The 23,319-nt window shown below is 65.0% G+C and carries 19 protein-coding genes and 1 pseudogene; 13 read left to right on the forward strand and 7 right to left on the reverse strand.

The features are described from left to right. Positions 1–216 precede the first annotated feature (216 nt). Positions 217–1,077, reverse strand: coding sequence for a sulfite exporter TauE/SafE family protein (locus tag UB31_RS24905; RefSeq protein ID WP_045012980.1), 861 nt, complete (start codon positions 1,075–1,077; stop codon positions 217–219). Between the two features lie 519 nt (positions 1,078–1,596). Here UB31_RS24905 and sdhC point away from each other — a divergent pair. From sdhC to UB31_RS40655, 10 genes and pseudogenes are all read left to right on the forward strand, one after another. Continuing rightward, the gene (gene sdhC, locus UB31_RS24910; protein ID WP_045004464.1) at positions 1,597–1,995 is read left to right on the forward strand and encodes a succinate dehydrogenase, cytochrome b556 subunit; all 399 of its coding nucleotides are present in this window, start codon (positions 1,597–1,599) and stop codon (positions 1,993–1,995) included. Further along, positions 1,992–2,396, forward strand: a complete 405-nt coding sequence (sdhD, locus tag UB31_RS24915) for a succinate dehydrogenase, hydrophobic membrane anchor protein (protein ID WP_045004466.1) — start codon at positions 1,992–1,994, stop codon at positions 2,394–2,396. The genes sdhC and sdhD overlap by 4 nt, the downstream gene beginning before the upstream one ends. 3 nt (positions 2,397–2,399) lie before the next feature. Continuing rightward, a complete protein-coding gene (gene sdhA / locus UB31_RS24920; protein ID WP_045012786.1) occupies positions 2,400–4,235 on the forward strand; it encodes a succinate dehydrogenase flavoprotein subunit in 1,836 nt (611 codons plus the stop codon). 25 nt (positions 4,236–4,260) lie between these two features. Continuing rightward, the gene (locus UB31_RS24925) at positions 4,261–5,043 is read left to right on the forward strand and encodes a succinate dehydrogenase iron-sulfur subunit (protein ID WP_045004469.1); all 783 of its coding nucleotides are present in this window, start codon (positions 4,261–4,263) and stop codon (positions 5,041–5,043) included. A 190-nt stretch (positions 5,044–5,233) separates the two neighbouring features. Beyond that, positions 5,234–7,387 carry a hybrid sensor histidine kinase/response regulator family protein gene (locus UB31_RS24930; protein ID WP_045012787.1) on the forward strand — a complete coding sequence of 718 codons (2,154 nt, stop codon included), beginning with the start codon at positions 5,234–5,236 and terminating at the stop codon, positions 7,385–7,387. Positions 7,388–7,441: 54 nt separating this feature from the next. Continuing rightward, positions 7,442–9,400 carry an ABC transporter ATP-binding protein/permease gene (locus UB31_RS24935; RefSeq protein ID WP_045012788.1) on the forward strand — a complete coding sequence of 653 codons (1,959 nt, stop codon included), beginning with the start codon at positions 7,442–7,444 and terminating at the stop codon, positions 9,398–9,400. A 159-nt stretch (positions 9,401–9,559) separates the two neighbouring features. Then, positions 9,560–10,384 (forward strand): FkbM family methyltransferase, encoded by an 825-nt coding sequence (locus UB31_RS24940; protein WP_045012981.1) that lies wholly within the window; start codon positions 9,560–9,562, stop codon positions 10,382–10,384. Positions 10,385–10,408: 24 nt separating this feature from the next. After that, a complete protein-coding gene (locus UB31_RS24945; protein ID WP_045012789.1) occupies positions 10,409–10,795 on the forward strand; it encodes a VOC family protein in 387 nt (128 codons plus the stop codon). 75 nt (positions 10,796–10,870) lie between these two features. Then, positions 10,871–11,104 (forward strand): annotated as a pseudogene (locus UB31_RS42645) (hypothetical protein); the annotation flags it as partial. A 195-nt stretch (positions 11,105–11,299) separates the two neighbouring features. Next, positions 11,300–13,291 (forward strand): OmpA family protein, encoded by a 1,992-nt coding sequence (locus tag UB31_RS40655; protein WP_082078612.1) that lies wholly within the window; start codon positions 11,300–11,302, stop codon positions 13,289–13,291. A gap of 218 nt (positions 13,292–13,509) precedes the next feature. Here the strand turns inward: UB31_RS40655 and argG are convergent, their stop codons facing one another. The 6 genes from argG to UB31_RS24985 all read right to left on the reverse strand — a co-directional run bounded on the left by argG (position 13,510) and on the right by UB31_RS24985 (position 19,552). Continuing rightward, on the reverse strand, positions 13,510–14,847 hold the full coding sequence (gene argG / locus UB31_RS24960) for an argininosuccinate synthase (RefSeq protein WP_045012790.1): 1,338 nt from the start codon (positions 14,845–14,847) through the stop codon (positions 13,510–13,512). 105 nt (positions 14,848–14,952) lie between these two features. Continuing rightward, positions 14,953–15,729 (reverse strand): phosphatase PAP2 family protein, encoded by a 777-nt coding sequence (locus tag UB31_RS24965; RefSeq protein ID WP_045004475.1) that lies wholly within the window; start codon positions 15,727–15,729, stop codon positions 14,953–14,955. A 230-nt stretch (positions 15,730–15,959) separates the two neighbouring features. Beyond that, on the reverse strand, positions 15,960–16,454 hold the full coding sequence (locus tag UB31_RS24970; protein WP_045004478.1) for a hypothetical protein: 495 nt from the start codon (positions 16,452–16,454) through the stop codon (positions 15,960–15,962). A 127-nt stretch (positions 16,455–16,581) separates the two neighbouring features. After that, positions 16,582–17,784, reverse strand: coding sequence for a dual-specificity RNA methyltransferase RlmN (gene rlmN / locus UB31_RS24975; protein ID WP_045012791.1), 1,203 nt, complete (start codon positions 17,782–17,784; stop codon positions 16,582–16,584). 167 nt (positions 17,785–17,951) lie between these two features. Further along, complete coding sequence (locus tag UB31_RS24980) at positions 17,952–18,587, reverse strand: invasion associated locus B family protein (protein WP_045004481.1); 636 nt, start codon at positions 18,585–18,587, stop codon at positions 17,952–17,954. Between the two features lie 125 nt (positions 18,588–18,712). Beyond that, positions 18,713–19,552 (reverse strand): SDR family oxidoreductase, encoded by an 840-nt coding sequence (locus UB31_RS24985; protein WP_045012792.1) that lies wholly within the window; start codon positions 19,550–19,552, stop codon positions 18,713–18,715. Between the two features lie 270 nt (positions 19,553–19,822). Here UB31_RS24985 and UB31_RS24990 point away from each other — a divergent pair, with 270 nt between their 5' ends. The 3 genes from UB31_RS24990 (at position 19,823) to UB31_RS25000 (ending at position 23,227) form a co-directional block, all read left to right on the forward strand. After that, positions 19,823–20,797, forward strand: a complete 975-nt coding sequence (locus UB31_RS24990) for an NADPH:quinone oxidoreductase family protein (RefSeq protein WP_045012793.1) — start codon at positions 19,823–19,825, stop codon at positions 20,795–20,797. A gap of 387 nt (positions 20,798–21,184) precedes the next feature. Next, positions 21,185–22,054 carry an SEL1-like repeat protein gene (locus UB31_RS24995; protein ID WP_045012983.1) on the forward strand — a complete coding sequence of 290 codons (870 nt, stop codon included), beginning with the start codon at positions 21,185–21,187 and terminating at the stop codon, positions 22,052–22,054. Between the two features lie 18 nt (positions 22,055–22,072). After that, positions 22,073–23,227 (forward strand): TAXI family TRAP transporter solute-binding subunit, encoded by a 1,155-nt coding sequence (locus tag UB31_RS25000; RefSeq protein ID WP_045012794.1) that lies wholly within the window; start codon positions 22,073–22,075, stop codon positions 23,225–23,227. Positions 23,228–23,319: the final 92 nt, after the last annotated feature.

The raw sequence follows: 23,319 nt of genomic DNA on the forward strand, positions 1-23,319 counted from the left end.
GGTGACCACGAGTCATCGCAAAACCACTCCCTGGGGCAATGGGTCCTGGATCGGCGCTCGCTACGCGAGCTTGTCCAGGACGACGATGGAGTTAGCATTGCGAGCACTCTCATCACCGTCATTGCGAGGAGCCCTTGCGACGAAGCAATCCAGACTGCGACCGCGGAAAGATTCTGGATTGCTTCGCTGCGCGCGCAATGACGGAGTTTGTGGCGCCTACTGCCCGCCCAGCAGGCTCATCGCAAACCGGCTGCCGACGATAAACAGATAGCACCCGAAGGCCATCTCCAGCGTCCGCTTCGACATCGCGTGCGCGGCTCTCACACCTAGCGGCGCAGTGACCAGGCTCATCGGCATCACCAGCACGGCGCCGATCAGCGAGACGTAGCCCAGCGCGAACGGGATTTGCAGGGCCGTAACGGCCGGATAAGTCGCGGCCGCCGGCCAGCCGGCATAGATGTAGCCGAGCGCGCCGGGGATCGAGATCAGCACCGCGAGCGCCGACGAGGTCGCGACCGCCTGATGAATCGGGCGGCCGTAAAACGTCATCAGCAGGTTCGAAAATAGCCCACCACCGATGCCCATCAGCGTCGACAAGATGCCGACGCAGAAGCCGTAGACGCGCATCAAGGGGCCCTTCGGCAGATCGTCGCCGAGCTTCCAGGTCTCGCGCGCGAAGATCAGTCGCACGGCGGCGGAATAGGCGACGCAGACGAAGACGATCTTGAACAGCCGCTCCGGCGCGTAGCGCGCGACCACGCTGCCGAGAACGACGCCGATCAGGATCGGCAGCCACCAGACGCGCAGGATCGACATGTCGACAGCGCCGCGTTTGTAATGCGCCTGGAACGAGCGGATCGAGGTCGGGATGATCACGGCGAGCGAGGTGCCAACGCAAAGCGGCATCCGCACCTCGAGCGGCACGCCGGCGATGCGGAAGCATTCGTAAAACACCGGCACGAGAATCGCGCCGCCACCGATGCCGAATACGCCGGCCAAAAATCCGGACAGCGCCCCGACTGCGATCAGCAGCAGCGCGAGCTCGACGAGCTCGTTGATATCAAGACCTGCAATCACCCGGATCTGCCCCGACAACTGGCCGCAACCTTTCCGATTCGTTCGTTCGGAATGAGCTGCGGAGCAAGCTGTAGGCGATCCGATTTGCGTGGTCGACACGCCACCCCTCCCGGCTGGGGTGGAATGCAAGGTGCGCATATCCGCCGCCTGACGGAAAATCGGTGCGCAAGGCGGAAATTGGAGAGGGCGCATCGGCCAACTGCGCCGCCGTGGGCGTCATGAACTGACTGGTTCGAACGGTGGCAGCCAGTCGGCGGCTTAGAGCCGTTCCAATAGTGATTTCAATGCGCCTCGGCCATCGCCACAAAAGATGAATTAATATTCTATCCTTGGTCGGTGCACCATCGCTCTGGTATACCAAGCCTCTGATTGGCCTGTTGCATCAACGGCGTAGTGCTGAACGCCGGTTCGATTTATGACGATTTGGAGATTGCGCAGGTGAAATCGACTCCGTAAATAGAGCCGACCTTTCGCGATCCCCGCGCGCCCTCTGCTGGGCCGCCATAAACATCAAAGCCCATGACCGCACGGATCGAACGACCGCTTTCACCACACATGCAAGTCTACCGCTGGACGCTGACGATGGCGCTGTCCATCGTCCACCGCGCCACCGGCATCGCCCTTTATGTCGGAACCCTGCTGCTGGTCTGGTGGCTGGTCGCGGCGGCCTCGGGACCTGCCGCCTACGCCAACGTCCAGGCCTTCACCGGCAGCATCATCGGCCGACTGATCGTGTTCGGCTACACCTGGGCGCTGATGCACCATATGCTCAGCGGCATCCGGCACTTCGTGTGGGACCTTGGCTATGGCTTCAAGGCCAATGAGCGCGAGGCCCTGACCTGGGGCGCGCTGATCGGCGGCATCGTGCTGACGGTGCTGATCTGGATCATCGCCTTCGCGATCGGAGGTGGACGATGAGCGCACCCGATACGCCGAAGCGCAGCATGCGCACCCCGCTCGGCCGCGTCCGCAATCTCGGCGCCGCCCATTCCGGCACGTCCGACTTCTGGCGCCAGCGCATCACCGCCGTCGCCATGACGCTGCTGATGATCCCGGCGCTGGTCATCGTCATGATGCTTCTCCGCAGCAACCATGCCGGCGCCGGGCAGATTCTCAGCTCGCCTCCTGTCGCCTTGATCCTTCTGCTCTTCATCGCTGCCAGCACCTGGCACATGAAGATCGGCATGCAGGTCGTGATCGAGGACTACGTCCATAACGAGAAGCTGAAGCTCGTCTCGATCATGCTCAACAATTTCTTCTCGGTCGCCGTAGCGCTCGCCTCGGCCTACGCGATCCTGAAGCTTTCATCCGGAGTGTAAGCCATGGCCACAGCAGCGAATGGCAAGGGCAACGGCGCACCCGCCACCAACGGAAAAGCCTATCCGATCGAAGACCACACCTATGACGTCGTCGTGGTCGGTGCCGGCGGCGCGGGCCTGCGCGCCGTGGTCGGCTGCAGCGAAGCGGGCCTCCGCACCGCCTGCATCACAAAGGTGTTTCCGACCCGCTCGCACACGGTCGCGGCGCAGGGCGGCATCTCGGCCTCGCTCGGCAACATGCACAAGGACGACTGGCGCTGGCACATGTACGACACCGTGAAGGGGTCGGACTGGCTCGGCGACCAGGACGCGATCGAATACATGGTGCGCAACGCGCCCGAGGCGGTCTACGAGCTCGAGCATTGGGGCGTGCCGTTCTCGCGCACCGAGGACGGCAAGATCTACCAGCGCCCGTTCGGCGGCATGACGCTGGACTACGGCAAGGGCCAAGCGCAGCGCACCTGCGCCGCTGCCGACCGCACCGGCCACGCCATGCTGCACACGATGTACGGCCAGTCGCTGCGTCACGCGGCCGAGTTCTTCATCGAGTTCTTCGCCATCGATTTGATCATGGACGACCAGGGCACCTGCCGCGGCGTCATCGCGCTCAAGCTCGACGACGGCACGCTGCATCGTTTCCGTGCCCAGACTGTGATTCTCGCGACCGGCGGCTACGGCCGCGCCTATGCCTCCTGCACCTCGGCGCACACCTGCACCGGTGACGGCGGCGGTATGGTGCTGCGCGCCGGCCTGCCGATGCAGGACATGGAGTTCGTGCAGTTCCACCCGACCGGCATCTACGGCTCGGGCTGCCTCGTCACCGAAGGTGCGCGCGGCGAAGGCGGCTATCTCGTCAACTCCGAGGGCGAACGCTTCATGGAGCGTTATGCGCCGTCGGCGAAGGACCTCGCCTCACGCGACGTCGTCTCGCGCGCAATGACCATCGAGATCCGCGAAGGGCGCGGCGTCGGCAAGAAGCAGGACCACATCTTCCTGCATCTCGACCATCTCGATCCCGCGGTGCTGGCCGAGCGGCTGCCGGGCATCTCCGAATCCGCAAAGATCTTCGCCAATGTCGACGTGACGCGCGAGCCGATCCCGATCGTGCCGACCGTGCACTACAACATGGGCGGCATCCCGACGAATTATCACGGCGAAGTCCTGACCAAGAAGGGCGGCGACGACAACGCCATCATCCCGGGCCTGATGGCGATCGGCGAAGCAGCTTGCGTCTCCGTGCACGGCGCCAACCGGCTCGGCTCGAACTCGCTGATCGACCTCGTGGTGTTCGGCCGCGCCGCGGCGCTACGCCTTGCCGAGAAGCTTACGCCCAACGCCAGCCAGCCGGAGCTGCCGGCGAATTCGTCCGAGCTCGCGCTCGGCCGCCTCGACCATTACCGCTACGCCTCCGGCGGCACGCCGACCGCGAAGCTGCGCGAAGGCATGCAGCACGTGATGCAGAACAATTGCGCGGTGTTCCGCACCGGCGATATCCTGACCGAGGGCCAGAACCTGATCGAGAAGGTCCACAGCGGCATCACCGACATCGCCGTGTCCGACCGTTCGCTGGTGTGGAATTCCGACCTGATCGAGACGCTCGAGTTCGACAATTTGATCTCGCAGGCCGTGGTGACGATGGACTCCGCCGCCAACCGCACCGAGAGCCGCGGCGCGCATGCGCGCGAAGACTTTTCCGCGCGCGACGACAAGAACTGGATGAAGCACACGCTGGCCTGGCTGGACGATTCCGGCAAGGTCAAGATCGAGTACCGCCCCGTTCACGACTACACCATGACCAACGACGTGCAGTACATCCCGCCGAAAGCGCGCGTGTACTGAGCGAACAGCGAAGGCCTTAATCGAAATGGTTGAATTCGCACTTCCGAAGAACTCCAAGATCACCGGCGGCAAGACCTGGCCGAAGCCCGCGGGCGCGACAGAAGTTCGCGAATTCCGCGTCTATCGCTGGAATCCGGACGACGGCAAGAATCCGAGTGTCGACACCTATTACATCGACACCCATGATTGCGGTCCGATGGTGCTGGACGGCCTGATCTGGATCAAGAACCACATCGACCCGTCGCTGACCTTCCGCCGCTCCTGCCGCGAAGGCGTCTGCGGCTCTTGCGCCATGAACATCGACGGCCAGAACACGCTCGCGTGCACCCGCTCGATGCACGACGTCAAGGACGGCGCGGTGAAGATCAATCCGCTGCCGCACCAGCCGGTGGTGAAGGATCTCGTTCCCGACCTCACCAATTTCTACGCGCAGTACGCCTCCATCGAGCCGTGGCTGAAGACGACCTCGCCGACACCGCAGAAGGAATGGCGCCAGAGCCATGAGGACCGCGAGAAGCTCGATGGGCTCTACGAGTGCATTCTCTGCGCCTGCTGCTCGACCTCGTGCCCGAGCTATTGGTGGAACAGCGACCGCTATCTCGGCCCCGCCGCCCTGCTCCAGGCCAACCGCTGGGTCTCCGACTCCCGCGACGAGGCGACCGGCGAGCGGCTCGATAATCTCGAGGACCCGTTCAGGCTCTATCGCTGCCACACCATCATGAACTGCTCCAAGGCCTGCCCGAAGGGCCTGAACCCGGCGGAAGCTATCGCCGAGCTCAAGCTCAAGATGGTCGAGCGGCAGATCTAGGCGTCATTTGTGCTGCGACCCCGGCCTGAGCGGCCGGGGCATTCTACAGCCGACGCCAATTTAAGTAGAATTTTTCACTAACCCGCGCAGCGAGCGATCCTGCGGACCGCAACCTCCGGTTCTCGCCATAAGCCGCTTCCTTCCCGGCGCGAAATTCAAGTAAGCTCACCGGTCTGGGACCGGAGCGACTGTGCAGGGCGCGCAACGCAACTCGCTGAGACTTTTGCAGTGGATGATGGCTGCATCCCTGGCGCTGCCGATTGCGCTGTTCGCCATCGCCTCCACGATCTCCTACACCTCCACACTGGACATCGCCGACCGCGAGATCGAGCGCACGCTGGATGTCGCGCATGAGCATGCGCTCAAGGTGTTCGAGACCATCGACCGCAGCCTCGCCGAGCTCAACGAAGTCGTGCGCAGCCTTCCCGACGACAACATTCGCGCGCGCGAACCTGTGCTGCACCAGCGCCTGAAGCAGCTGAGCGACTCCCTGCCGCAGCTCAAATCGGCCTGGATCTTCGATGCGGACGGAAAGGCCCTGGTCAACAGCCTTGCTTCACCGCCGCAGGAGTTGAGTTTCGCGGACCGCGATTATTTCTACGCCCATGTCGACCAGACCATCGGCACGTTCATCGGCGCCTCGCTGACGCCGCGGCCGCCCTATCAGGGTGCGCGCTTCTTCGGCGTGAGCCGCCGCCGCGATGCTGAGGACGGCAGCTTCATCGGCGTGATCCAGGCCTCCGTCCTCCCGGAATATTTCGAGAGCTTCTACGCCAGGATCGGCTCCGATCCCGGCAGCTTCTTCGCGATGGGGCGCACCGACGGCACGCTGCTGGCGCATTTCCCGCGGCTCGATCGCGACCTCCGGCTCGATCCGAACGGGCCGGTCGGCCGGAACATCGCAGCCCACCCGGATCACGGCCTCATCACCATCGCCTGGCCGTCGGACGGGATCGAGCGCCGCATCGGCTACCGGCGCATCGCCGAATACCCGATCTATATCAGCGCAGGGCTGGAGACCTCGGCGATCCGCGCGCGCTGGCTCGCCACCATGAGCCAGCATCTGGTGTTCGGCGTTCCCGCGACCGCGCTGCTGTTTGTTCTGCTGGCCTTCGCATTCCGGCGCACGCAGCATCTCCAGACGGAGGCCGCAAGGCGGCGCGAGGCCGAGGAGGCACTCAAGCACAGCCAGCGCCTGGAGGCGCTGGGACAGCTCACCGGCGGCGTCGCGCATGACTTCAACAACCTCCTGACCGTGATCCGCGCCTCCGTCGATCTGTTGAACCGGCCGCAACTGAGCGAGGAGCGGCGGCAGCGCTACATCACCGCCATCGCGGACGCGGTCGCGCGCGCGGCCAAGCTGACCTCGCAGCTGCTGGCCTTTGCGCGGCGGCAGACCCTGAAGCCCGAAGTGTTCGACGTCGGCGAGCGCTTGCAATCGTTGCACGACATGCTGGCCACGCTGCTCGGACCGGCGATCGAGATCGTCATGCGACTGCCGGCGGAGTCCTGCCTCGTCAATGCCGATGCCGGCCAGTTCGAAACGGCGCTGATCAACATGGCGACCAATGCGCGCGATGCCATGCAGGGCAAGGGCCGGATCGTCTTCACGGTGCAGGCGGCGACGAATGTTCCGGACACGCTGGCTCATCTCACCGGCCGTCAGTTCTCGAGCAACCACGGCTTCGTCAGCATTGCCGTCGGCGACACCGGCATCGGCATTCCCGCAGGCCGATTGGGGCGCATCTTCGAACCGTTCTTCACCACCAAGCAGGTCGGCCAGGGCACCGGCCTCGGCCTGTCGCAGGTGTTCGGCTTCGCGCGACAATCCGGCGGCGAGGTGACGGTGACGAGTGAGGTCGGCCAGGGCAGCACCTTCTCGCTCTATCTGCCGCGCGTGCCGCCGGATCTCTTGCCGCGGAGTCAGGCGCCGACCACGGCGCCGGCGGTGGCCGGCAGCGGCATGTCGGTTCTGGTGGTCGAGGACAATATCGAGCTCGGCAATTTCGCCGCCGACGGGCTGACCGAGCTCGGCTACAGCATCACGCTGATCGACAATGCCACCGACGCGCTCGCCGAGTTGCTCGTCGACGCGGATCGGTTCGACGTCGTGTTCTCGGACGTGGTGATGCCTGATATGACCGGGCTCGATCTCGCGCAGGCGATCCGCGATCGCAGCATTGGCGTGCCGGTCGTGCTGACCACGGGTTACAGCGAGGCACTGTCACAGGAAGGCAGCCTCGGCTTCGACCTCGTGCAAAAGCCCTATTCCATCGACGAACTGTCGCGCGTGCTGCACCGGGCGGCGCGGCTACGGCGGGTGCGCGACGGCGCCGCCGAATGAACCACGGCACCGGAACTCGCGGGAACCGTTTGATTTCTTTTGCGTTATCCGGCCATGCAAAAGCCGGCCGGAAAAAATGAGCAGGGCAGGAAGCCGCCCATTGTCGAAATCACTGGCGAGAATGGCGAGGACGTCGCTCCGCCGCCGCCCGAACTGGTCGAGCCCGATCCCGAACTATCGCCTGAAGAGGCCGAGCAGGCGCGCAAAGACTATCTGCTGACGCGCTTCTGGATCAGCGCCCGCGGCTTCTGGGGCCGCAAGGGAGACCGGCTGGCGTGGCCCTACTCGATCGGCCTCGGTGTGCTGATCGTCCTCACCGTCGGCTTCCAGTACGGCATCAATGTCTGGAATCGCGCGATCTTCGACGCGATCGAGAAGCGCGATGCGACGGCCGTCTTCCATCTCTCCGCGGTGTTCTTCCCGCTCGCGATCGGCAGCATCGTGCTCGGCGTGGCGCAGGTGTTTTCGCGCATGGGCATCCAGCGGCGCTGGCGCGCCTGGCTCACGGCGAGCGTGCTGACGCGGTGGCTCGGCCATGGCCGCTACTATCAGCTCAACCTCGTCGGCGGCGACCACAAGAACCCGGAATACCGGATCGCCGAGGATCTCCGCATCGCGACGGATTCGCCGGTCGATTTTCTCGCCGGCGTGACCTCGGCGCTGCTGTCGGCGGCAACCTTCATCGTCGTGCTCTGGACCATCGGCGGCGCGCTCACGGTTACTCTTGGCGGCTCCGCGATGACCATTCCCGGCTTCCTTGTGATCGCCGCGATCCTCTACGCCGCGATCGCCTCCGGCTCGATCCTGGTGATCGGCCGGCGCTTCGTGCAGATCTCCGAGGACAAGAACCAGGCCGAGGCCGATTTCCGCTACACGCTGACGCGCGTGCGCGAGAACGGCGAAAGCATCGCACTGCTCGGCGGCGAGGAGGAAGAACGCGGCGGCATCGATCGCAACTTCACCAACGTGCTGCGGCAATGGGCGCGGCTCGCCGGCCAGCACATGCGTACCACGCTGGTGTCGCAGGGATCGAGCCTGGTTGCGCCCGTGGTCCCTCTCTTGCTCTGCGCGCCAAAATTCCTCGACGGCAGCATGAGCCTCGGACAGGTGATGCAGGCGGCGTCCGCCTTCACCATCGTGCAGAGCGCGTTCGGCTGGTTGGTCGACAATTATCCGCGGCTGGCCGACTGGAACGCCTGCGCACGCCGCATCGCCTCGCTGATGATGTCGCTCGACGGTCTCGAACGCGCCGAGCAGGGCGACGGCTTCGGTCGCATCAAGCGCGGCGAGACCAGCAATGACGCCATGCTGGAGCTAAACGATCTCTCGGTCACGCTCGACGACGGCACCGCCGTGGTCGGCGAGACCGAGGTGGTGGTCGCGCCCGGCGAGCGCCTGCTGGTCGCCGGCGAATCCGGCACCGGCAAGAGCACCCTGGTGCGCGCTATCGCGGGCCTCTGGCCATGGGGCGGCGGCAGCGTCAATTTCCATCCCGACCGGCGGCTGTTCATGCTGCCGCAGCGGCCCTACGTGCCGTCCGGCAGCTTGCGCCGTGCGGTCGCCTATCCCGGTGCCGAAGATGACTGGACCGTGGAAGAGATCGGCGAGGCCCTGCACAAGGTCGGCCTCGACCATCTCAAGGAGAAGATCGCGGAGGAAGCGCCGTGGGATCAGACCCTGTCCGGCGGTGAGAAGCAGCGCCTCGCCTTTGCGCGGCTGTTGCTGCACAACCCCGACATCGTCGTGCTCGATGAAGCGACCTCGGCGCTCGACGAGAAGAGCCAGGACAAGATGATGAAGATGGTCACCGACGAGCTGCCGAAGGCAACCATCGTCAGCGTCGCGCATCGCGTCGAGCTGGAGGCCTTCCACAGCCGCAAGATCGTGCTGGAGCGCCGCAAGGGCGGCGCAAAACTCGTCAGCGACATCGACCTGATCCCGCGCAAGGGCAAGCGCAAGCTGCTCGGCCGCTTCCTGCGCCAGCGCAGGCCGACGCCGAAGAAGGCGGCGTGACCCGTAGCCCGGATGGAGCGAAGCGTAATCCGGGAATCGCGCCACAAATGAAAACCCCGGATTACGCTGCGCTCCATCCGGGCTACAGGCCTCTCGTGAAGATTGGAGTCCCCGGCAAAACCGGCTATGCATGCGCCGCTTGCAACGAGGATCCTTGGCTTGACGCCCGACAACGCCCCATTGTCCGCGCCGTTCGGCGCGTTCGCACCGAACACGGCGCAGGCCGCGATCATCCGCCTCGCACAACGCTCGGGGCTGAAGCGCGGCGCATTCCGGCCCTGGATGTCGCGGCTGGTCAATCTGCTGCGCGGCGGTCCGGTCGACGTGCAGTATCAGGGCGCCTCGTTCCGCTTCTATCACCAGGGCAGCGCGACCGAGCGCGGCGCGCTGTTCAACCCTGACTACAATCTCGACGAGCTCGACTTCCTGCGCCAGCATACGCAAGCCGGCGGCGTGTTCGTCGATGTCGGCGCCAATGTCGGCACCTTTGCGCTGGTGATGGCACGGCAGGTCGGGCCCGCGGGCAAGGTGGTCGCGATCGAGCCGCATCCGATGACCTTTGGGCGGCTCTCGTTCAATCAGGCTGCATCGAAAGCGACGCAGGTGCGCCTGGTGCAGGCGGCTGCGGGCGACAGCGACGGCGAGCTGATGATCGAGAGCGGCGGCGGCAATCTCGGCGCCACGCATGTCGTGACTGGCGCGGCCAGCGCCGATGCGATCAAGGTGCCTTCGCTGCGGCTGACACGCATCCTCGACGAGGCCGGCGTCACGCAAGTCGATGCGCTCAAGATCGACGTCGAGGGTTTTGAGGACCGCGTGCTGATCGGCTTCTTCCGCGATGCGCCGCCCTCTTTGTGGCCGCGCGCGGTTGTCATCGAGCATCTGTCACAAGACGAATGGCGGGACGATTGTATTGCAGACATGGTCGCGCGCGGCTTTGCGATTGCGCGCAAGACGCGGAGCAATACGTTCCTGTCACGCTGACGACGACGAACAACGGAGGTTGCGATGATCGATCATATGGGCTTCTCCGTCTCCGACTATGAGCGCGCGAAAGCGTTCTACGCCAAGGCGCTGGCGCCGCTCGGCTACAGCCTGATCAAGGAAGTGACGCAAGAGCAGACCGGGCACGATCCGGCCGCGGGCTTCGGCGCCGACGGCAAGCCGGATTTCTGGATCGGCGGCGAAGGCGCGCTCAATAAGCCGGTGCATGTCGCGATCCTGGCGAAGGACCGCGCCACAGTCGACGCCTTCTACAAGGCGGCGATGGCAGCCGGCGGACGCGACAACGGACCACCCGGCATCCGCGCGCATTATCATTCGAACTATTACGGCGCGTTCGTGCTCGACCCTGATGGACACAACATCGAAGCCGTCTGCCACGCGCCCGAATAAGACGGCGACGCGAGACGGAACATCGGCGCGGCATCATCGTTGTCGTTCTCCCGACAACTGATCTCGATGATGCCGATGCCGATCGAACCGCCCGAGATACCGCCGTCGACACCCGGCACGCCCACCGAACCGCCGCCCGGAATTCCGCCGGGCAATCCGCAGCCTGAAATTGCGCCGCCGGTGCGCGAGCCCGGCGAATCACCACGGCCCGACGAATTGCCGGGCCATATGCCTGAAGAGATTCCATCGCGAGGCCCGACTGGTCCTCTCACACCGAATCCAGCGACGGATGCCAATTCGCCGCAGGATCACACATCGGGCGAAGCATCACATGTGAGGCGATTGCAACCTGCCTCTGAATGCGCAATGAACGTCGCCAGCGTGACGTGATTTGCGTGCAGAAATAAATCGGGCCGCGACCTCTTCGCCCGCCACAATGCGGCCCAACGCGTAGCTGTTGATCCCAACACTTCGTCAAAGAACCTTCCGGGGAAGTTCATCACCATGACCAATCTTCGTTTCGTGCTGCTCGCCACGACGGCTCTGACCGCGATGCAATTCGCAAGCTCCGCATCACATGCGCAAAGCGCGCCGCTCGTGGTCGCGCAGGCCCAGCCAGAGACGGGCCCTGACGGAAAACCGAAACAGCCTCCGAAGGAAGCGCCAAAGGCACCGCCGCCGGCCGCGCGCCCGGCAGCGCCGCCTCCGCCGCCGCCTGCGGCTCCCGCCCGCCCGACCGCACCGCCGCCGACGGCAGCACCGCCGCATCCGCCCGCCGCGCCCCCGCCGGCTGCCGCGCCGGCACGTCCGACGCCACCGCCGCCGCCGGCTCCGACTCATCAGGCACCTCCGCCGCCTCCGCCATCACCTGCTGCGCCCAAGGCACCGACGCCGCCTCCGGCCGCGGCCCCGCAGCAGCACGCGCCGACGCCGCCACCCGCGGCACCAGCACGTCCCGCCACCACGCCGACGCCTCCGCCGCCCGCAGCCGCGCCTCCTGCAGCGGCCCCTGCGGCGCGACCTCTCCCGACGGCACCAGCCCCGACGGCAACGCCCGCTCCGACGCCTGCGGCTCCCGCAGCTCGCCCGGCGACACCTGCTGCCCCGACCGCCACACCAGCGGCGCCCGGCAGCACGCCTGGCGCTCCGCCGCCTGGACGTCCCGGCGCTGCTCCTCCGGCTGCTGGATCGCCCGCTCCCGGCGCAACCCCAGCTCCTGGTGGCGCGATGACACCGCCTCCCGGACGTCAGGGTGGCACGCCGCCCGCGGGCGCGCCCGCTGCTGCTGGAGCACCTCCTGCGGGCACACCGCCTGCGGCACCGCAGGCTGGCGTCCCGGCCCGACCACCCGCACCGCCTGCCGGCGCCGCAGCGCCATCGGTCGTCCCCGGTTCGGCGGCGGCCGCGGTTCCGGCCAACAGGGCGCAGAACGCCCCGCCGACAGTCAGTTCGGCCTTCCGCGCCGCGCCTACGACCACCACGCCGCTGCCGCCACCGCCGCGCCCGCAGCAGCGTGACCTGACGCCGATTGCGATCGGCGCAGGCGTCGTCGCCGGTGTCGTGATCGGCGCCACCATCGCCGACATGCACAACCAGCGCCGCGAGGTCGTCGAGGGCGGCCGCACCGTCTACACCGAGCCGGACCGCATCATCATCCGCGATCCGGGCGGACAGGCCTATGTCCGCGGCAACGATCTCTATCGCTTCCGCTATGGCGCCCGCGACATCCGCACCGACACCGTCGGCGGCGAAACCCGCACCGTCGTGATCCGTCCTGACGGGAGTCAAATCATCACAGTGGTCGGTGCGGACGGATCGCTGCTGCGCCGAATCCGCCGGGACCCCCGCGGGCAGGAGCTCGTCATCATCGACAACAGCTATCGCGATCCGCGCGCGGTCGGCGGCTTCTATGTCGACGTGCCGCCGCCGGTGGTCAACATCCCCTATGATCGCTACATCGTCGACGCCGAGGAGGCTTCGCCGCAGGTGATCTACGAGACGATGGCAGCGCCGCCCGTGCAACGAATCGACCGGCGCTACTCGCTCGACGAGATCCGCTACAGCCCCAACGTTCGCATGCAGATGCCGAGCATCGACGTCAACACGATCACCTTCGAGCTGGGATCGTGGACCATCCCGCCGGACCAGGCTGCGCGGCTGCAGGCGATCGCCGACGGCCTCAACCAGGCGATCCAGCGCAACCCACGCGAGGTGTTCCTGATCGAGGGCCACACCGACGCGACCGGCAACGACGTCGACAATCTGTCACTGTCGGACCGCCGCGCGCAGTCCGCGGCCGAATTGCTGACGCAGCAGTTCAATGTGCCCGCTGAGAACCTGACGTCGCAGGGTTACGGCGAGCAGTATCTGAAGGAGCAGACGCAAGGACCGAGCCGGATCAACCGGCGCGTCACCGTGCGCCGCATCACGCCGCTGCTCAACGGCGGCCAGGCCTCGCTGCCGCCGCCCCCGCCCGGCACCACGCCGCCGCGCTGAGGCGAAGTCCACAAATGCAAAATGGCCGGGAGCGATCCCGGCCATTTTTGTTTGAGGCGATTGCACGCGAGGCGGCGACACGGCGCGAACTCGTAGGGTGGGCAAAGGCGCGTTTGCGCCGTGCCCACCATCACTGCCGTCGTAGAAAGATGGTGGGCACGCTTCCGCCTTCGCTCTTCGAGCTACGGCGGACAAGTCGCTTTGCCCACCCTACGGCACTAGTCCTTGTCGTTCTCGAGCTTGAAAATCTGCGAGCCTTCGCTGCCCGACAGCAAGCCCGTATCCGTGTAGAGCTTCAGCTTGGTGCGCGTGTCGGCGATGTCGAGGTTGCGCATGGTGAGCTGGCCGATGCGGTCGGCCGGCGTGAAGGCGGCGTCCTCCACCTTCTCCATGCTGAGCCGCTCCGGCGCATAGGTGAGGTTGGGGCTTTCCGTGTTCAGCAGCGAATAATCGTTGCCACGGCGCAGCTCCAGCGTGACCTCGCCGGTGACGGCCCGCGCGACCCAGCGCTGCGCGGTCTCGCGCAGCATCAAGGCCTGTGAGTCGAACCAGCGACCCTGGTACAGCAGGCGCCCGAGGCGCATGCCGCTGATGCGGTACTGCTCGATGGTGTCTTCGTTATGAATGCCGGTGATGAGGCGCTCATAGGCAATGTGCAGCAGCGCCATGCCGGGCGCCTCGTAGATGCCGCGGCTCTTGGCCTCGATGATGCGGTTCTCGATCTGGTCGCTCATGCCGAGGCCGTGGCGGCCACCGATGGCGTTGGCCTCGAGGAACAGCGCGACGGGATCGGCGAAGGTCTGGCCGTTCAGCGCCGTGGGCTGGCCTTCCTCGAAGCGCACCACGACTTTCTCGGCCTTGACGTTGCAGTCGTCGCGCCAGAACGGCACGCCCATGATCGGGTTGACGATCTTGATGCCGCTGTCGAGGCTCTCGAGGTCCTTGGCCTCGTGGGTGGCACCGAGCAGGTTGCTGTCTGTCGAGTACGCCTTCTCGGCGCTCATCTTGTAGGCAAAGCCCTGGGCAGTCATGAACGCCGACATTTCAGCGCGGCCGCCGAGCTCGTCGATGAACTGCTGATCGAGCCAGGGCTTGTAGATGCGCAGGCCCGGATTGGTCAAAAGGCCGTAGCGGTAGAAGCGCTCGATGTCGTTGCCCTTGAATGTCGAGCCGTCGCCCCAGATGTTGACGCCGTCCTCCTTCATGGCCGCAACCAGCATCGTGCCGGTGACGGCGCGCCCCAATGGCGTGGTGTTGAAATAGGTGATGCCGCCGGTCGAGATGTGGAAGGCGCCGGACTGGATCGCCGCGATACCTTCATGGACCAGTTGCGTGCGGCAATCGACGAGCACCGCTTTCTCCGCGCCAAACTCCATCGCCTTGCGCGGGATCTCGTTGTAGTCGGCTTCGTCCGGCTGGCCGAGATTGGCGGTATAGGCGTAGCAACGCGCGCCCTTCTGCTTCATCCAGAGCAGCGCCGCGCTGGTGTCGAGGCCGCCGGAAAAAGCGATGCCGACTTTCTCACCCTTGGGCAGGCTTTTCAGGATCGTGGTCATGGGGCTTCCAATCGGGTCTCAAGGGGCGGATGGCGGGTGTGGTTTGACCGCGCGAATATCAAATTTTGAGAGCCGGGGCACGCGTTTAATGGCGCCCCGGCAGACTCACACGGATGGCGCGGCGCCTGTTTTGCCACCGAACAGGCGCTGGCGGAGCCGGTAAGCGGGCCAGTTCAGCCGGGTCAGGGCGGCATCGACCGCCTCGTCCGAGAAGCGGGTCCGCGGCCAGCGGTAAATCAGCGCGTAGGCAAACCAGATTACGATGAAGGTGACGAGGCCGGCGATCGAGACATCGGTGAAGAAGTGTCCGCCAAAGGCCATGCGGAGCCCGCTGGTCACCAGACCAAAGACAACCGCGCCGGCATAGGCGAGCGGCCGCCATGCCGGCGGGGCCAGCGCGGCCGGCGCCAGCGTCCAGAACGCGGTCGCGCCCTCGCCGGAGAAGAACGAGCAGTTGCGCGCGCAATCGCCGCGCGGATCCCACCACGGCACGAATTGCTGATCACCGGCGAACTCTGTCACCACCACCGGCCGTGGTCGGCCCCAATAGGTCTTGAAGGTGAGATTGGTGAGAATGCCGGCCGACATGATGATCGTGACAAGCAGGAACACGATCGCGCGCCCCGACACCATCAGCGGCCGGTCGGGCCGGATCATCTTGACCACGAGCGCGATCAGCGGAGGCAGCACGAATGCCCAGGCAACCCACATTGCCGCGTCACGCGCAACACCGGCCCAGCCGATCAACTTGAGCGGAAACGTCTTCGTATCGGGGTCGAAGAACAGCGCGGCAAGTTTTAGATCGAGTTCGGGATAGAGGCCGAAGACGACGCCGATCACGAGCCACAGCGCCAGGGCGATGAAGAGTCCAGTACGGTTCATGGCGCGCGGTTTAGCGGAGGCGGGGAGAGATGAAAACCCCGGAATCGGTCGCGGCTGGCGCGGCAAGCCATAACGAAATTGTCAAAGCACGATGCCTCCACAACGTCGTCCCGGCGAAGGCCGGGACCGATAGCCACAGGGAGACGTTTGGCGAAGACTCGTCATGGGTCCCGGCCTTCGCCGGGACGACACTGAGTATGTGGTCTTTGCTCCAGAGCAGCCGCGTACCGTCACGGCGCATCGGGCCGCGACTGCAATGGCAGCGGCGGGGGTGGATTGCGCGGGGGCGGCGGATTGCGCCAGGCGCCGGCGTTGCGGCCGGCGATCAGCCAATAGACCACCCCGGCGACGATGCCCGCACCGGTCATGATCTCGAGGTGACGCCGCACGATGCCTTCGAATTGCAGCGTATCGGAGTGAAAGGGAACGAGGCCGAGATAGCAGGCCAGCCCGACCAAGCCGCCGGCGACGGCATAAGCCAGCGCGCTGCGGATGTAGAGCGCTTCAGTGATCGCGACGATCACCGCCGCCGGCACCAGCGCAAAGCCGGAGACGAAGATGAAGCCGAAACCAAGCAGGATATCGATCGTGCCCTGATCGACGGGGCCGGCGCCGAGATCGGAGAATTCCGGAAACAGCAGCGCGCCGACCACGATGATGCCGCCGACGAAGCAGGCGGCGAGGAAGCCGATGAAGATGACGACGAGGCGGCCGATCAGGGACATGACGGGAAAGCCAGCTTCGCCGTCATTGCGAACGCAGCGAAGCAATCCAGACTGTCTCTGCGGAAAGACTCTGGATTGCTTCGCTTCGCTCGCAATGACGAGGATGCGACAGCGCGGGCACGCATCGTTAATCCGTCATCGCCATGGCGCGTAGCGCCTGGCGTTCGCGGACGGACAGTTTTTCAGTCTCCGACTTGAGCTGGCCGCAGGCGGCGAGGATGTCGCGGCCGCGCGGGGTGCGCACCGGCGAGGAATAGCCGGCGTTGAAGATGTATTCGGAGAACTTTTCGATCTGGTCCCAGTCCGAGCATTCATAGGCTGTGCCGGGCCAGGGATTGAACGGGATCAAATTGATCTTGGCGTGGATGCCCTTGAGCATCTTCACCAGCAGCTTCGCATCATCGAGCGAGTCGTTGACACCCTTGAGCATCACATATTCGAAAGTGATGCGACGGGCGTTCGACGCGCCGGGATAGTCGCGACAGGCCTGTAACAATTCGGCGATCGGATATTTGCGGTTGAGCGGCACGAGCTCGTTGCGCAACTCGTCGCGCACCGCATGCAGCGAGATCGCGAGCATCACGCCGATCTCGTCGCCGGCACGCACGATGTTCGGCACCACGCCCGACGTCGACAGCGTGATGCGGCGGCGGGAGATGCCGATGCCTTCATTGTCGCCGACAATGAGCAGTGCGTCGCGCACCGCGTCGAAATTGTACAGTGGCTCGCCCATGCCCATCATCACGATGTTGGTGACGCGACGCGTGCCGTCCTCGCGATCGGCCCAATCATTCAGACGATCGCGCGCCACCATCACCTGGCCGACGATCTCGCCAGCAGTGAGATTGCGTACCAGACGCTGGGTGCCGGTGTGGCAGAACGAGCAATTCAGCGTGCAGCCGACCTGGGAGGAAACACACAGCGTGCCGCGATCATTCTCGGGAATGTAGACGCACTCGACTTCGTGCGCCCTCTCGACATTGTCGCCGCTCGGCAGCCGCAGCAGCCATTTGCGAGTGCCGTCGTTTGAGATCTGTTCGGCGACGACCTCGGGCCGGTCGACGGTGAAATGCTGGGCGAGATCGCCGCGAATGCCCTTGGACACCGAGGTCATCTCGTCGAAATTCTGGGCGCCGCGGAAATACATCCAGTGCCACAGCTGCTGCACCCGCATCTTGCGCTGCGCAGGAGCGACGCCAATCTCGCCGAGACGATCGGCAAGCTCTGTCCGCGACAGGCCGATCAGCGACGGCTTGGCCGGCGGCACATAGACTTCGAGTGGGGTCTTCTCCACCAATGTTGCGTTGTGCGGCTCGGTCGTCGGTTGCATTGAATGGCCTAGTGTCACCGGTGTCTAAATCGTCATGCCCAGCATGACCGTTCGAAGGACGGCGTCGCCGTGACGACAGAAAATCTGGAACCGCCCCTATATAGCAACCGGAACACCCGATTGCGACCGTGGCTGTTGCCTAGCCTTAAAGGCTTAAGCCTACGCCCTTAACGCCGGCAATCCTGCGAAATCCGGTCCAGCGCCTGGGCGAGGCCCTTCAGCGAGAAAGTATCGGTCGTCTCCGTCCCCTTGGCCGAGACGCCCTTGACCACGAGATCGGCGGATTTGCGCATGGCTTCGACCATCCGCTCCTCCTCGGCCGCGTTCTTGATCCAGAGGCCGTCACCCTGGGTGTACATCGCGAAGGCGGCGCCGCCGACCTCGACCGACGATTCCGAGCCCGGCTTCAGCGCGTAGCCGATCATGACCGAGACTTCGTTGTTCACCTTTTCCGCCGGCCGGGTCGAGACGAAGGCATAGGCGGGGTCACGCGGCCGGTTCGGCGGATTGGTTTTGGACGACGAGGGCTTTGCCAGCGCGAAGCAGACTTTCTTGCCATTGGGGGTCGCCGAATAGGCGCCCCAGGTGCCGAACTGGCCGATCAGCGTCGGGTCAGCACCGCCCGCAACCGCTGCGGGAACGGCCGCAGGTTTGCTCTCGGGCTTTGCCGCCGTCTTCGCGGCAGGAGCGGCCGGTTTTGCCGCGGCCTTCGGCGCCGGTTGCGGCGTCTGCGCTCGCGCGGAATCACTGATTCCACACGCCGTCACACCAATCATCAAAGCCAAAAATAGCGCCCGCCACATGCTGGAGTGGTTCCCTCAATATTGTGACTGGAAGATGGCCCGGCCGCGTTTTGTCCCCGAGCAGGGATAGCCGGGAAAGCCCAATTTGGGAAGGCAGTTAGCGGGACGACGCGGCTGGCCCTCGACTAGCTTTTGGCGCGCGCGGCACGCTGCTCGGCCCATTGCGCGTCGGTCCAGCGCAACAGATCCTCGGCGCCGGAACTGCGCAAATGCGCGCCGCCGTCGATCACCACCATCTCGCCATTGATGTAGCCGGCGCGATCCGAGACCAGGAAACTGGCGAGATCGGCAAGCTCGCTGTGCTCGCCAGTGCGGCCGAGCGGGTTGCGCGCGGTCCAGCCTTCGTCGCGGCCCTCGGGACGGAGCTGCCCGGACGCGCCGGCGGTCGGGAACGGGCCCGGCGCGATCGCGACAGTGCGGATGCCCTTCGGGCCCCATTCCACCGCGAGGCTCTTGGTCATCGCCAGCACCGCCGACTTCGCCATCGCAGACGGGACGGTGAAGGCGCGGCCGGTGATGGTGGAGGTCGAGAGGATCGAGAGCACGACGCCCTTGTGGCCGCCCTCGATCCAGCGCTGACCGGCAGCGAACGTGCAATACATCGCGCCATGCAGCGTCGGCGCCAGGATCGCATCCGCGGCACGGAACGACAGATGCTCGCTCTGTGCGATGAAGGTCGCGGCAGCATTGTTGACGAGAATGTCGAGCGGCCCTTTGCGCCAGATCGCGTCCATCATGCCGTCGACGGCGGCACCGTCGCGGATATCGCAGGCGATCGCGGTGACCTTGCCGCCGGTCTCTCCGCGCATCTCGGCTGCCGCGGTCTCCAACCGATCGAGCTTGCGGCCGCAGATGACGAGCTCCGCGCCAAGCGAAAGGAAGCGGCGCCCCATCGCGGCGCCGAGGCCCGAGCCGCCGCCGGTGACGAGGATGCGCTTGTCCTTGAGCAAAGCTGTTTCAAACATCGTTTGAATCCTCCCTTTTCTTCTTACTTCGTCATTGTGAGCCAACGGGTCCGCGCGACGCGCGGCCCGATGACAGGCGCCGCGAAGCAATCCAGAGTCCGTCCTGCGGAAATAGTCTGGATTGCTTCGCTGCACTCGCAATAACGCGAGGATAGGCCTGCGCATCGCTTTGGGCAAAGAAACCGGATTGTCGCCCGTGCTTAAATCCGGCAGAAACAGCCAACTATAATTCTGCCTCGAAACGCCAAGTGCTCTCAAGAAGGTGTCGCCATGAAAGCCATCCTCTGCTCGCAATATTGCCAGCCCGACGATCTCGTGCTCGCCGATGTGCCGGATCCGGTGGCGGGCCCCGGCGAAGCCGTGATCACGATCAAGGCCGCGGCGCTGAACTTCTTCGACATCCTGATGATTCAGGGCAAGTACCAGATCAAGCCGCCGTTCCCGTTCTCGCCGGCTGCCGAAGTTGCCGGTGTGATCGAGAGCATCGGCCCCGGCGTCACTGAGGTGAAGGTCGGCGATCGCGTCGTCGCGTCCTGCGGCCACAACGGCGCGCGCGAGAAAATCGCGCTACCGGCGGCATCGATCGTCAAAATCCCCGACAATCTCGATTTTGACCGCGCGGCCGGCATCATCATCATCTACGGCACCGCGCTGCATGCGTTGGAAGATCGCGCGAGCCCTAAGCCGGGCGAGACGCTCGCCGTGCTGGGTGCGGCCGGCGGCACGGGCCTGGCTGCCTGCGAGCTCGGCAAGCTGATGGGCCTGAAGGTGATCGCCTGCGCCTCGTCGGACGAGAAGCTTGAGTTTGCGAAGGCGCATGGCGCCGAGCTGACGCTGAACTACGGCAAGGAAGATTTGAAAGAGGGCCTGCGCAAGCTCACCGGCGGCAAGGGCGTCGATATCATCTTCGATCCGGTTGGTGGTACGTATGCCGAGCAGGCGTTGCGCTCGATCGCCTGGGAAGGCCGCTTCCTGGTGATCGGCTTTGCCGCCGGCGACATTCCGAAGATGCCGCTGAACCTCGCGCTGCTGAAGGGCTGCGATATTCGTGGCGTGTTCTGGGGCGCATGGACCCGGCTCAACCCGGCGAAGAACCGCGCCAATCTCGAGAAGCTCGTGAAGTGGACAGCCGAAGGAAAAATCTCCTCGCATGTCGACCGCACCTTCCCCTTGGCGCAGACCGCCGACGCCCTGAAGGTGCTCGCGGGACGCCAGGCCATGGGCAAGGTGATTTTGCATCCGTAATCGCGGTGCTGCTTCTACACACTCAACTGTCATCGCCCGCGAAAGCGGGCGATCCAGTATTCCAGAGACAGTGTGAGGATACGGAGAAGCCGCGGCGTACTGGATTCCCCGCCTTCGCGGGGAATGACAGCGAGCGCGGGACACGCGGTGTGCCCACCGCCGCACGGTAAAAACGCCCTCAACCATGGCTGCCAAAATTGCGGTGCATTCCGCGGGCTCGCCCCAATCAAACCCAAATATCTCCCGATTCGCGCCAACCGCCGTCGTTTTTTGGGCTGATTCAAATTGCGATTTACCGGTTCCAGTTTGCGGGGCGCTTCTGGACAACAACAAGAAGACTGAAGCCTGGAAGGCCCTCGCGTTGCGTCAGTAATGGGGAGCATCACCATGGAGACGACGGCGTACCGTCCGTCCAGGGAGTCGAGGGCGTTCGGCTCCGATCGATCTGCATCACATCCGTCCACCGCGTCTTACATCCGTGCGCACGCCGCGCGTGCCGATCTTTCGCACGACGATCCAGTTCCACTCTTCTTGTCCGATCCGCTCGGCGCGCCCGACCCACGGGAATATGCGCCGCGGGAGTTGCGCCTGAGGACCCGACTGGTCCCACGCATTCTCGCCGGCGTTCTGGCGATATCCACCATGGCAATCCTGGTCGGGCTATGTCAGCCCGATCTTCGCAGCCTCGTCACCGCCAATGCCGGTGGCGCGACGAGCACAGCTGCTGATCAGCCTGTGGCTCCGCCGAGCGCACCAATTGCACGGCAGGCTCCGATCAAGGACCCGGCCCGCGTGACCAACACGAGGCTGGCGAGCGCCGACGCGCAGGACCTTCCAGCACCGTCGACGCCAAGCCGCGAAGCGATCGCGACCGCCTACCAGATTGCGCTGCAAGCCCAGGCGCCTGTGACCGCGCCCGTGCCCGTCGCCGTGCAGCCTGCGCCGCCTCAACCTGCACCGCCTCAGCCTGCGAGAGCGCTCGACGCCGACACGCTGGCAGGACTGATGACGCGCGCGAAGAGCCTGATCGGCGTCGGCGATATCGCCGCCGCGCGCCTGCTGCTCGAACGCGCGGCCAATGCGCAAGATGCAACGGCAACACTTTTGCTGGCCCGGACCTATGATCCGGCAGTGCTCGGCACCAGGGATTCGCGGAGCGTCAACGCCGACGCGACCGTGGCACGCGACTGGTACCAGAGGGCCGCAGCCCTCGGATCGGCGGAGGCGCAGCAGCGCCTCGCTCAGCTCTCGAACTAGAACTTATCAGGGGACATCATGCGTAACGCTTTGGGAATGGCGCTTGCCGCCATCATGACCATCTGTGCCTTCGCGGCACGCGCCGAGCAGACCGAATATGATCCGGCCAAGGTCTCGGACAGCCTGAAGGCCATCTTCCAATTCGGCTCGACCTCGACCAAGCAGGCGCTGAACGCCAACACTGTCACGCTGATCACCGGCACGATCGGCGGCACCTATGTGCAATTCGGCGCCGACCTCGCTTCCGTGCTCGACGACGGCAACAAGATCCGCGTGCTGCCGATCGTCGGCCGCGGCTCGGTGCAGAGCGTTGCCGACATCCTGTTTTTGCAAGGCGTCGATCTCGGAATCGTGCGGGCCGACACGCTCGACTATCTCGAACGAAAAGGCTTCGCCAAGGACATCAAGCGGCAATTCACCTACGTGACCAAGCTCTACAACGAAGAGATGCAGGTGATCGCACCGAAATCGGTCGCGACGCTGAAAGACCTCGAAGGCAAGACGGTCAGCGTCGACCTGCCCAACGGCGGCACCTTCGTCACCGCGCTCACCGTGTTCGAACGGCTCGGGATCAAGGCGAAATTCGTCTATGTCGAGCAGCGCATCGCAATGGAGAAGCTGAAGGCCGGCGAGATCGACGCCGTGATCGTGGTCGGCGGCAAACCGTACAAATCGGTCTCGACCTTCGGCAATGACGGCCGCTTCCACCTCGCGCGCGTGGATTATGCAAAGCCGCTCCAGAGCGATTATCTGCCGGCGACGCTGACCGCCAAGGACTATCCGAACCTGATCAAGGACGGCGAGAGTGTGGACACCATCGCGGTGCCGGCGGTGCTCGCGGCGTATAATTGGGCGCCCAACACCGAGCGCTACCGCAAGCTTGCGCTGTTCGTGGACGCGTTCTTCACCAAATTCCCGGCGCTTCAGAACCCGCCCTTCCATCCGAAATGGAAGGAGGTTTCGCTCGCGGCACCTCTGGCGGGCTGGAGCAGATTGCCGGTCGCGCAGCAATGGCTCGACCGGCACGGCGTCGAGCCGGTGACGCAGCAACGCTTCGAGGCGTTCCTGAAGCAGAGCCCCACGGCCGGAAAAGTTTCCGACGCCGACAGGGAGACGCTGTTCAGGCAATTCCAGGCGTGGGATGCGGACAAGGCACGGGCGGAGAAGAAGTAGCGGGCGGCCACACGCTCGCTGTCGTCGCCCGGCTTGACCGGGCGATCCAGTACTCCGTGACGTCCGTGATTGAATCGAGAGGCCGCGGCGTA

This window comes from Bradyrhizobium sp. LTSP849 (assembly GCF_000938255.1).
GTDB lineage: Bacteria > Pseudomonadota > Alphaproteobacteria > Rhizobiales > Xanthobacteraceae > Bradyrhizobium.